The sequence below is a fragment of the Arsukibacterium sp. MJ3 genome, assembly GCF_000987765.1.
Taxonomy (GTDB): domain Bacteria; phylum Pseudomonadota; class Gammaproteobacteria; order Enterobacterales; family Alteromonadaceae; genus Alishewanella.
On sequence record NZ_LAHP01000036.1, the window covers coordinates 1 to 10687 of the forward strand.

General features: G+C 46.5%; 10 protein-coding genes, 2 tRNA genes and 1 pseudogene. 3 read left to right on the forward strand and 10 right to left on the reverse strand.

The window, feature by feature from the left end; genetic code table 11:
- Positions 1 to 175: 175 nt before the first annotated feature.
- The 8 genes from VT06_RS16135 to rlmE form a co-directional block, all read right to left on the reverse strand.
- Positions 176 to 252: transfer RNA gene (locus VT06_RS16135), tRNA-Met, on the reverse strand.
- 75 nt (positions 253 to 327) lie between these two features.
- Positions 328 to 412 (reverse strand) — tRNA-Leu (locus VT06_RS16140).
- 14 nt (positions 413 to 426) lie between these two features.
- Positions 427 to 750: a preprotein translocase subunit SecG gene (secG, locus tag VT06_RS16145; protein WP_046555364.1), complete on the reverse strand. Its 324-nt coding sequence runs from the start codon at positions 748 to 750 to the stop codon at positions 427 to 429.
- A gap of 2 nt (positions 751 to 752) precedes the next feature.
- Positions 753 to 1490, reverse strand: coding sequence for a triose-phosphate isomerase (gene tpiA / locus VT06_RS16150; protein WP_046555365.1), 738 nt, complete (start codon positions 1488 to 1490; stop codon positions 753 to 755).
- 115 nt (positions 1491 to 1605) lie between these two features.
- Positions 1606 to 2940, reverse strand: a complete 1335-nt coding sequence (glmM, locus tag VT06_RS16155; RefSeq protein ID WP_046555366.1) for a phosphoglucosamine mutase — start codon at positions 2938 to 2940, stop codon at positions 1606 to 1608.
- Positions 2937 to 3776 carry a dihydropteroate synthase gene (gene folP, locus VT06_RS16160; protein WP_046555373.1) on the reverse strand — a complete coding sequence of 280 codons (840 nt, stop codon included), beginning with the start codon at positions 3774 to 3776 and terminating at the stop codon, positions 2937 to 2939. The genes glmM and folP overlap by 4 nt, the downstream gene beginning before the upstream one ends.
- A gap of 96 nt (positions 3777 to 3872) precedes the next feature.
- Positions 3873 to 5801, reverse strand: coding sequence for an ATP-dependent zinc metalloprotease FtsH (gene ftsH, locus VT06_RS16165; RefSeq protein WP_046555367.1), 1929 nt, complete (start codon positions 5799 to 5801; stop codon positions 3873 to 3875).
- A 56-nt stretch (positions 5802 to 5857) separates the two neighbouring features.
- On the reverse strand, positions 5858 to 6487 hold the full coding sequence (gene rlmE / locus VT06_RS16170; protein ID WP_046555368.1) for a 23S rRNA (uridine(2552)-2'-O)-methyltransferase RlmE: 630 nt from the start codon (positions 6485 to 6487) through the stop codon (positions 5858 to 5860).
- 82 nt (positions 6488 to 6569) lie between these two features.
- Between rlmE and yhbY the strand changes: the two genes are divergently transcribed.
- Together yhbY and VT06_RS16180 are read left to right on the forward strand one after the other, a co-directional pair.
- Positions 6570 to 6866, forward strand: coding sequence for a ribosome assembly RNA-binding protein YhbY (gene yhbY, locus VT06_RS16175; protein WP_046555369.1), 297 nt, complete (start codon positions 6570 to 6572; stop codon positions 6864 to 6866).
- Positions 6867 to 7009: 143 nt separating this feature from the next.
- Positions 7010 to 8785, forward strand: a complete 1776-nt coding sequence (locus VT06_RS16180) for a DEAD/DEAH box helicase (RefSeq protein ID WP_046555370.1) — start codon at positions 7010 to 7012, stop codon at positions 8783 to 8785.
- Between the two features lie 10 nt (positions 8786 to 8795).
- Here VT06_RS16180 and VT06_RS16185 read toward each other — a convergent pair whose 3' ends face one another.
- Together VT06_RS16185 and VT06_RS16190 are read right to left on the reverse strand one after the other, a co-directional pair.
- Positions 8796 to 9062: a DksA/TraR family C4-type zinc finger protein gene (locus VT06_RS16185; RefSeq protein ID WP_046555371.1), complete on the reverse strand. Its 267-nt coding sequence runs from the start codon at positions 9060 to 9062 to the stop codon at positions 8796 to 8798.
- A gap of 118 nt (positions 9063 to 9180) precedes the next feature.
- Entirely contained in the window at positions 9181 to 10176 is a 996-nt protein-coding gene (locus tag VT06_RS16190; RefSeq protein WP_046555372.1) for a hypothetical protein, read from the reverse strand.
- A gap of 397 nt (positions 10177 to 10573) precedes the next feature.
- Here VT06_RS16190 and VT06_RS18655 point away from each other — a divergent pair.
- A pseudogene (locus VT06_RS18655) lies at positions 10574 to 10687 on the forward strand (transposase); the annotation flags it as partial.

Sequence of the window (10687 nt, forward strand, 5' to 3'; positions counted from 1 at the left end):
GGGAGCCGGATTTAGCACCTTCGCCCTGTGGTTATAAAGAGGAGCCCGAGGGCGCAATCTCAATATAACTGTCTAACCTAAAGTTGGTTGCGGGAGCCGAATTTAACACCTTCGCCCTGTGGTTATAAAGAGGAGCCCGAGGGCGCAATCTCAATATAACTGTTTAAACTAAAGTTGGTTGCGGGAGCCGGATTTGAACCGACGACCTTCGGGTTATGAGCCCGACGAGCTACCAGACTGCTCCATCCCGCGTCCGTCTAATGGCGCATAGTATATAGCGCCTTGCCTGTTATCGCAAGCCTTGACATGAAAAGCTATTGATTTAGTTGGTGCCGAGAGCGGGACTTGAACCCGCATGTCCGAAGACACTACCCCCTCAAGATAGCGTGTCTACCAATTTCACCACCTCGGCTAAAAAAAGGGCAGTTAACCTACTGGAATATCGCTATTATCATTTTTCTTAACCGGTACTTGTTCCGTGGCAGGCACAGACAAGTCAAACTCATCAACCGGCGTGCTTTGTTTAGCCGTGTAGTTACCCAGCACTATACTCAACACAAAAAACAACGTCGCCAACACAGTCGTGGTTTTCGTTAAAAAATTACCGGTACCTGATGAGCCAAAAACCGTTGATGATGCACCTGCACCAAAAGCAGCGCCCATATCAGCACCTTTACCGTGCTGAATAAGCACCAGACCAACCAGGGATAACGCTACCAGTAAGTAAACAACAATAATAATTTCGTACATACTTAGTCCTTTGCGCTTTGGCAAATTTGCATAAATTCTGCGGGTTTCAAGCTGGCACCGCCAACTAAAGCACCATCAATATCGGCTTTAGCGAACAACGCCCGACAATTCGCTGCGTTTACACTACCACCATATAAAATTTTAACCGTTGCAGCAGCAACACTATTATAATCAGAAATTTGCTGACGAATAAACGCATGTATTGCTTGCGCTTGCTCCGGTGTTGCCGACTCACCCGTGCCTATCGCCCAAACCGGCTCATAAGCAATTACTGATTTCAGCAGCAATTCGGGTTGCGCAGCATACACCGCGGCTAATTGTTTCGCAATAACCTGCTGGGTTTTTTGTTGCTGATGCTCAGCTAAAGTCTCGCCAATACAAAGCACTGGCGTTAAGCCGGCTTTAACTGCTTGCTGCATTTTTGCACAAACCAGTGTATCGGTTTCAGCAAAATACTGTCGACGTTCAGAATGCCCTATCAATACGAAGTTTGCACCGGCTTCAATAATCAAATTACTACTCAGCTCGCCGGTATAAGCGCCTGCATCATGCTCGCTAATATTTTGTGCACCTAAAGCATATTGCCGGTTTGCTGGAAAATACTGCAGCAAGGTGGCTGGCGGACACAGCAACACATCAACGCCCGACGGCAAATTGGTTAATTGCTGTGCCATAGTATCAACCAATGCCTTGGAACCATTCATTTTCCAATTGGCCGCGATCAGTTTCTTTGCCGTCATAATGTTATCCCTGAATTATATCGCCAGAATACTACCCAAGGCCGACTCTAAGCACAAGTTTTGCCGGCTTTATAACACGATAAACCCACCATAAAAGGCAAATAACGATGCTTAGTTAACTGGCAATTTTTACGGCCGCGGCAATTTGTTCTGCATAATCGCGCACCAGCTGCGAATCTTCGCCCTCTACCATTACCCGAATAAGCGGCTCAGTACCTGATTTACGAATTAGTACCCGGCCTTTACCCGCTAATAAGGTTTCTATTTCACTAATTTTTTGAATAACATGGTGTTTTTCTAACGGCGCGGTGCCTTTTTCAAACTTAACATTAACTAACACCTGCGGTAGTTTTTGCATGCCTTCACTTAATTGCGCCAAACTTTCACCGCTAATCAGCATGGCATTTAACACCTGCAAAGAAGCAATAATGCCATCGCCGGTACAGGCATAGTCTAAATTAAGCACATGTCCCGAGTTTTCACCGCCAATACGCCAATTTTTCTCACGTAATAGCTCCATAACATAGCGATCACCTACGGCACTGCGGGCAAAAGGAATATTTAATGCGGCCAACGCCAGTTCCAGGCCAAGATTGCTCATTTGAGTGCCAACAACCCCACCCTGCAAGGTGTTTTCACGCTGAGCGCAACGGGCAATAATATAAACAATTTCATCACCGTCTAATACCCGGCCATGCTGGTCAACCATCATCACCCGGTCGCCATCGCCGTCGTAAGCAATACCTAAGTCAGCTTGTTCAGCTAATACCGTTTGCTGCAGTAAATCAGTATGCGTAGCGCCGCATTTATCATTAATATTAAAACCATCCGGTTTACAACCAATGGCAATTACCTCAGCACCTAGCTCTTTAAATACCGCCGGTGCAATATGATAAGTAGCACCATGGGCACAATCGATAACAATTTTCAGACCGGTTAACGATAAATGGTTTTTTAAATGGCTTTTACAAAACTCAATATAGCGTCCGGCAGCATCTTCAATACGCATCGCCCGCCCCAGCTTTTCTGACGGTTCACAGACCATCGGTTGCTCCAGCTCATGCTCAATGGCCAGCTCTATCTCATCAGCCAGTTTAGTGCCATCAGCTGAAAAAAACTTAATACCATTATCATAGTAGGGGTTATGTGAAGCACTGATAACAATGCCCGCTTCGGCCCGAAAGGTACGGGTTAGGTAAGCTACTGCAGGTGTTGGCATTGGCCCTAATAAACGAACGTCGACCCCGGCAGCGACTAAGCCTGCTTCAAGAGCTGTTTCCAACAGGTAACCAGAAATTCGGGTATCCTTTCCTATCAGTACCTTACGGGTGCCGCGTGCCGATAACACCCGGCCAGCTGCCCAGCCTAGTTTCATCGCAAACTCAGGTGTTATTGGAAACTCACCTACCCGACCCCGAATACCATCGGTGCCAAAATACTTTCTGCTCATGCTGTTACTCCATAGCGGACTGCAGTAGCTACCTGCACTGCCTGACCCGTTTCTTTTACGTCATGCACCCGAATTATTCGGGCACCCTGTAATGTAGCAATTGTGGCACACGCCAGGCTACCTGCCAAACGCTGCTCGACTGGCACATTTAATAGCTGGCCGATCATTGATTTACGCGACATGCCGGCCATAACCGGGTAACCCAGTTTAACCAGCTGCGCTAATTCTGCCAGCAACTGGTAGTTATGGCTAAGATTTTTACCAAAACCAAAACCCGGGTCCAAAATCAGCTGGTTTTTAGCAATACCGGCAAATTGACAATCCAGCGCCCGCCGTTGTAAAAATTTTATCACCTCGGTTACCACATCGTCGTAATCGGGTTGCTGCTGCATAGTGCCGGGTGCGCCCTGCATATGCATCAGGCACACCGGTACATTTAACTGTGCCGCAGCAGCCAAAGCGCCTTCACTTTGCAAAGCCCGCACGTCATTAATCATATCGGCACCCGCCTTAACCGCAGCTGACATTACCTCCGGCTTGCTGGTGTCAATCGAAATAACACAATCGAACTGCTGTCGAATAGCCTCGATAACCGGCAATACCCGATCTAACTCTTGTTGTAATGGTACCTCAGTAGCACCAGGACGGGTCGATTCACCGCCAACATCCAGAATAGTTGCGCCGTCTGCTAGCATCTGCCCGGCCTGTCTTATACTGGCCTGCAACTGCATATGCTGGCCGCCATCAGAAAACGAATCAGGCGTAATATTTAATATCCCCATTACCACGGGCCGGCTTAAGTCTAACTGCCGCTGCCGGGGAAGTTTTATCAGCATAACGAATACCTTCGACAATGTTGCATTTAAGAAGTCGGTTTTATAAAAAAATAAACCCCGGCAAGCCGGGGTTTGAATTATAACCAGTGAAAGCAATTAGTGTAAGTTACCTTCTGAAGGTTTATCAGTTGCAACCGGGTTTTCGCTGTCTGTTGCTGCTTTACCAGCATCATCGTCATTGTTCTTGTTATTACCTTTGTCACGCGGCTCCCAGTTTTCTGGCTGGCGAACAGTGCGGCGTTTCATCAAGTCGTCAATTTGTTTCGAATCAATGGTCTCGTACAGCATTAACGCGTCTTTCATGGCATGCAAAATGTCCATGTTCTCTTCAAGCAGCTGTTTAGCTCTGTTGTAATTACGATCTATTATTACTTTAACTTCTGAATCAATAATAGACGCCGTTTCATCAGATATATGCTTTGACTTGCCCATACTGCGGCCTAAGAACACTTCGCCATCTTCATCATCATATAACAAAGGACCAAGCTTCTCTGAAAAGCCCCACTGCGTCACCATGTTGCGAGCAATAGAGGTAGCATATTTAATGTCTTGCGAGGCACCAGTAGACACCGAATCAAGACCATAAATTGCTTCTTCAGCCAAACGACCACCGTAAGCCACCGATATTTTACTTTCTAACTTACGCCGGCTAATACTAATAGCATCTTGCTCTGGTAAGAAGAACGTAACACCTAACGCACGGCCCCGCGGAATAATAGTGACTTTGTGCACCGGATCATGCTCTGGCACAATACAGCCGATAATGGCATGGCCGGCTTCATGATAGGCCGTCATTTCTTTCTCAGCATCGGTCATTACCATGGAGCGACGCTCAGCACCCATCATTATTTTGTCTTTGGCGCGTTCAAACTCTTCCATGCTCACTACCCGGCAATTTCCTCTGGCAGCAAATAAGGCCGCTTCGTTCACCAGGTTAGCTAAATCTGCACCAGAGAAGCCTGGCGTACCACGGGCAATTACACTGGCTTTAACATCATCCGCAAGCGGTACTTTACGCATATGCACTTTTAAAATTTGTTCACGACCACGCACATCCGGCAAACCAACCACTACCTGACGGTCAAAACGACCCGGACGCAGTAACGCAGCATCAAGTACATCTGGCCGGTTAGTAGCAGCAATGATAATTACACCTTCATTGCCATCAAAACCGTCCATTTCTACCAGCATTTGGTTTAATGTTTGCTCGCGCTCGTCATGACCACCGCCCAAGCCTGCACCACGCTGGCGGCCCACGGCGTCAATTTCATCGATGAATATAATACAAGGTGCCGCTTTTTTAGCTTGCTCAAACATGTCACGTACCCGTGAGGCACCCACACCAACAAACATTTCAACAAAATCAGAACCAGAGATTGTAAAGAATGGCACCTTAGCTTCACCGGCAATAGCTTTCGCTAGCAAGGTTTTACCTGTACCTGGTGGGCCTACCATTAAAATACCTTTCGGGATTTTACCGCCCAGCTTTTGAAACCGTGACGGATCGCGCAGGTAATCTACCAGTTCAGATACTTCTTCTTTTGCCTCGTCACAACCAGCCACATCGGCAAAAGTGGTTTTTATTTGGTCTTCACCCAGCAAACGCGCTTTGCTTTTACCGAACGACATGGCACCTTTGCCGCCGCCGCCCTGCATTTGTCGCATAAAGAAAATCCAGACACCAATTAATAGCAACATTGGAAACCAGGAGATAAAAATAGTTGCCAACCAGCTGTTTTCTTCTGGCTTAGCGCCTAACACCCGAACGTTATTTTCCAATAAATCGGCCATTAATTGTGGGTCGTTAACCGGCAATACTGTTTCAAACCGCTCGCCGCTATTGCGCAAACCGGTAATAACACCGCTACGCTCAATTTTGACTTCGCTGATCTGGCCTTGATTCACTTCTTTAATAAATTGAGTATAACTGGTTTGTCTGTCTGCACTCTCATTGGGGCCGAAGCTATTAAACACCGACATCAATACTACTGCGATAATCAACCAGACAATCAGATTTTTTGCCATGTCGCTCAAGGTTATAACCTCATTATTCGCTTAAAAAAAATTACCGACCTACTTTACTAAACTTTAAAGCCGGTCGCCACGATAAATGTTTCCCGCGAACGGGCACGAGATGAATCGGGCTTACGTATTCTAACTGTGGTAAATACCGCTCTGATTGCTTTTAAAAAAGCTTCAAAGCCGTCTCCTTGAAACACTTTGACCACAAAACTACCATTTTGCTTCAACACTTTGTGACACATATCTAATGCCAACTCTACCAGGTACATCGAGCGGGCTTGATCGGTCATATCATTACCACTCATATTAGGCGCCATATCAGATAATACCACATCTACGGTCTTACCTCCGATCCGGCTCAATAATGCTGCTAATACTGCATCCTCTCGAAAATCTCCTTGTAAAAACGCCACCCCGGCCAACGGATCCATCGGCAGGATATCACAGGCAATAACGGTGCCAGACTGCCCTACCACCCCAACAACGTACTGCGACCAACTTCCTGGTGCAGAACCCAAATCAACTATGGTCATCCCGGGTTTCAGCAACTTGTCTTGTTGTTGAATTTCTTCTAACTTGAACGACGCGCGCGATCGTAACCCCAGTTTCTGCGCTTTTTGCACAAATTGATCATCAAAATGCTCTTTTAACCAGCGCGTAGAACTAGCAGAGCGTTTTTTCTTGGTCATGTTACCACTCTTAAATAGTCTTATGCCTGAGATGGCGCTACAATAAGTAAAAATCAAGCTTGAATCTGGATATTCTACCTTTATGAGTTTAACCAATAAACAAAAACAATTTTTAAAAGCGAAAGCTCACGAGCTTAAACCGGTTATTTTACTTGGCGGCAATGGCCTTACCGAGGGCGTTGTGGCTGAAATAGAAGTAGCCTTAAGCTTTCACGAACTGATAAAAATAAAAGTACCTACTGAAGATCGCGAACAGAAAGTATTAATTATGGATGCCATTATCCGCGAAACCAAAGCAGATAAAGTACAGGTTATTGGCAAAACGTTGGTACTGTACCGTAAAAGTGACGCTAAAAAAATTCAGTTACCGCGTGGCTAAGTAACGGCTAGCATTGCTTACCCGCTATAAATAACCGGCTGTTGCAACACCTCGTTGGCAGCCGTTCTATCAGCTATATTTGTTTGGCAAATACTAGCTTTACCCCACTGCAACCACACTAACTAAATACGTTATGTTATGTTATGCAATTAAGAGACTATCAACAACACGCGGTTGACGCCGCCATAGCGCATTTTAAACAAAGCAATCAGTCAGCCGTGATGGTACTGCCAACTGGTGCCGGTAAAAGTTTGGTATTAGCCGAACTGGCCAAAGTAGCCAATGGCCGGGTGCTTATTTTAACGCACGTTAAAGAACTGGTTGCACAAAATGCTGAAAAAGTAGCGGTATTAAGCCAGCCGGGCAGTATTTTTGCGGCTGGCCTGAAGCAGAAAGACAGCTCAGGAAAAACGGTTATTGCCAGCGTGCAGTCTGCCGCACGCAACCTGCAACAATTTAACCAACCGTTTTCATTACTTATTATTGATGAATGTCACCGAGTAAGCCTGGCTGATGGCAGCCAGTATCAGCTATTGTTTAGCCATTTGCGCCAACAAAACCCGCAATTAAAAATACTAGGCTTAACCGCCACGCCATACCGACTGGGCACGGGCTGGATATATCAACGCCACTATCATGGCCGGATAGGTTCAATGGAACATGCCAGTTTTGATCGTTGCATTTTTGAGCTGCCACTGCGGCCGTTAATTAAAAAAGGTTATTTAGCCCAACCCCTGCTACTGGATGGCTTAGCCGCCCAATATGACTTTAGCAGCTTGCAACCGGCAAATGGCCTGGATTACAGCGAACAGCATATTGACTCACTGCTGGGTAAAATGGGCCGGGCCACCAAGCTTATAGTAGGCCAGCTATGTCAGCTGGCGGCCAGCAAGCAAGGTGTTATTATTTTTGCAGCCACAGTGCGCCATGCTGAAGAAGTCCTGTCGCTACTAAAGCAGCATAGCAGCGGTGTGGGACAAAGTGCCGCGTTAATTACCGCCACCACCGCCCATCAACAACGCGACCAGCTTATTAGCGCGTTTAAAGCCAAAGACATAACGTTTCTGGTTAATGTTGCGGTGCTTACCACTGGTTTTGATGCACCACATGTCGATTTAATTGCTATTTTAAGGCCCACCGCGTCGGTCAGTTTATTTCAGCAAATGGTTGGCCGCGGCTTACGCAGTGCCCCGAATAAAAGCCACTGCCTTATTATTGATTATGCCGCAAATGGCTTTGATTTATATTACCCGGAAGTAGGCAGCCCCAAACCTACCAGCAAAGCCGTACCGGTGCAGGTACCCTGCCCAAAATGTCAATTTGCCAATATATTCTGGGGGCTGGTGGATAACGACGGTGATATTATTGAACACTACGGCCGGCGTTGTCAGGGCTTATTAAATGACAGCAACACCGCCCCGGCACAGCAATGTAGTTATCGGTTCAGAGCCAGAATATGCCCCGATTGTGGCAGCGAGAACGACATTGCCGCCCGCATCTGTCAGCACTGTCAGTCGCAGTTAATCGACCCGGATAAACGCTTAAAAGAAGTGTTAAACAAACAGCATCATCATTTATTCCGCTGTCAGCAAATGCAGCTTACCGAGAATAATGGTGCTTTAACGGTGCAGTATCAGGACAGTGATGGCAACCCGTTTTTTCGTCACTTTACCCTAGACACGCCAGCGCAGCGCCGGGCTTTATATGCACTGTTTGTGCTGCCGCACAGCCGCACACCGGGCCTTAAACCTAAAAACTACCAGCGCGCTAGCGAACTGGTGGCGGATCAACAGTGCTTTCGCATGCCACAACTTATTTTATTGAAAAAAACCAGTAAAGGCTGGCAACACCTGGAAAGTATTTTCGATTACAGCGGCCGTTATCAGAATTCTACCCATTTTAAAGACGCTGCCGATTAAGCCCTGCAGTCTACCTGAGTTGGCTGTCTTTACTGCCACGGCGGTTAATGCCGCCGGTCTTAGTTTGCTGTTTTTCAAGAGCAGATTGACAAGCAATACACAGTTGCACGCCAGGGATCGCCGTGCGACGTGCCCCTGGTATAGCCTGTTCACACTCAACACAATTAACCGCACTGTCACCAACAGTTAATTGGCTGCGCACGCGTTGCACGGCATCTTCAACACTGGCATCAATTTGATCCTGAATGGCGCCATCCTTTGCCCAACCGCCTGCCATAATATTCTCCTATCGCTTAGTAATGACGATAATTAGTGGGCTTTTCACTACTATCGGTATCAGGCGCCCGTTAATTAAGTGGCTATGTTGCTTTAACCCAATACCAGAATGCCATTATTTAATGATAGCGGTTTGGTGTAGCGGCCGCATAATTAAATTCCTCATCGCCGTTGTCTGCTAACAGGTCTATTTCATCCAGTAACAGTTGCAGATTTTTCAGTGATTTACACTGGTTTAAATCGTTTCTTAGCAGCTTTATTTCGTATTTTAAGTCGGCAATATACTCAGCTAATGCCGGTTGTAATGCGGCTTTATTATAGTTACCAAACGTCATTAATACCCAGCCCATTGGTGTTTCACCAGTAGCCAGTTGCACCGATAACACATCAATTTTATGCCGGTAACGAGCCAATAGCGTAAGCAATGGCGTTAAGCTTTCAGCAGGTAACTGCTGTTGCACTAGTTGCTGATAGCAATCGATGAGCATGGCTTTAACGTGCTGCTCATTACCCTCTTCGCCCACGACCTGGCCCGACAGCAAAGCAGCCAGTTGTTGCGCCATGGCTAAATGCACCTTTTCCGCCACAAGTTTAACCGGATGCCATTGTCCGTCATCATCTACTGTTTCAACTGTCCAATCTTCGTCAGCGGATAAGGCGGCCACGCTGGCAAACGGTTCTGGCAAGTCAACGCTGTAATCAACGTCAGATTCTGGCTCACCAAAAGGAAACCACTGATCATCAAAGCCATTCATAAACTGCTTGCCTAAGGTAGTAACATCAATGCTGGGGCTGTTAAAGTGACAATACTCTAGCTCTTCAAGCAATTCATTAGTCCAGTCCATTAACGCTAAGCGTTGTCGCTCAGTAAGATGCTGGTTGTTAGCATAGTGCAGCAACATGGCCGTTAACTCCGCCTTGCGTTCACTTAACTGATGCTGCCAGGGCACTACCTGTTGTTCAAACACGCTAAACAGCGAATCGCGAAGCCGATACTGTTTATCCAGGCGCCGCCACGCTGCCTCAATATCTTGCAGTGTGGCAATTATATTACGTTCAGCCTTAGCCGTTATATTGGCGGGCTTTAGAAAAATTTTTGCAGCAGCTCGTGGCATAACAGGTTCCTTGTTATTTAAATGTAAAATAAAAACCGTAATAAGTGTAAGGTAGTCTGCCGCAAACTGACAAGCCGCTTTTTTAAAAATATCCTGCCAGACTTACTTTAATAATAAAACGCACTGGTAAAAACATCATAGTAAAAACCAGTGGATCAGTTTTGAATTGTTGGTAACAGCTTCAGTGTATCCCCCTGCTTACTGGGAACGGTAGGGTTACTCACAAGCTATGATATGGTGAGTCTCAGTAGAAAGGACAGGCACAACTGAACAACACAGTGAGTAACAAACACCAGGCGTTAGCACCATTACCACAATCACCAAAATCTTGACAGCCGGGCGAGCGACAACTAACCTAATTACTGTATATTTAAACAGCAATGCAGGCACAATTAATATGCCCAGACCCCGAAAAACCCTCATCGCCATCGAAGACACACCCTACTACCATGTAGTATCACGTTGTGTTCGCAGAGCTTTTTTGTGCGGCGTCGACCACGATACCGGCGAG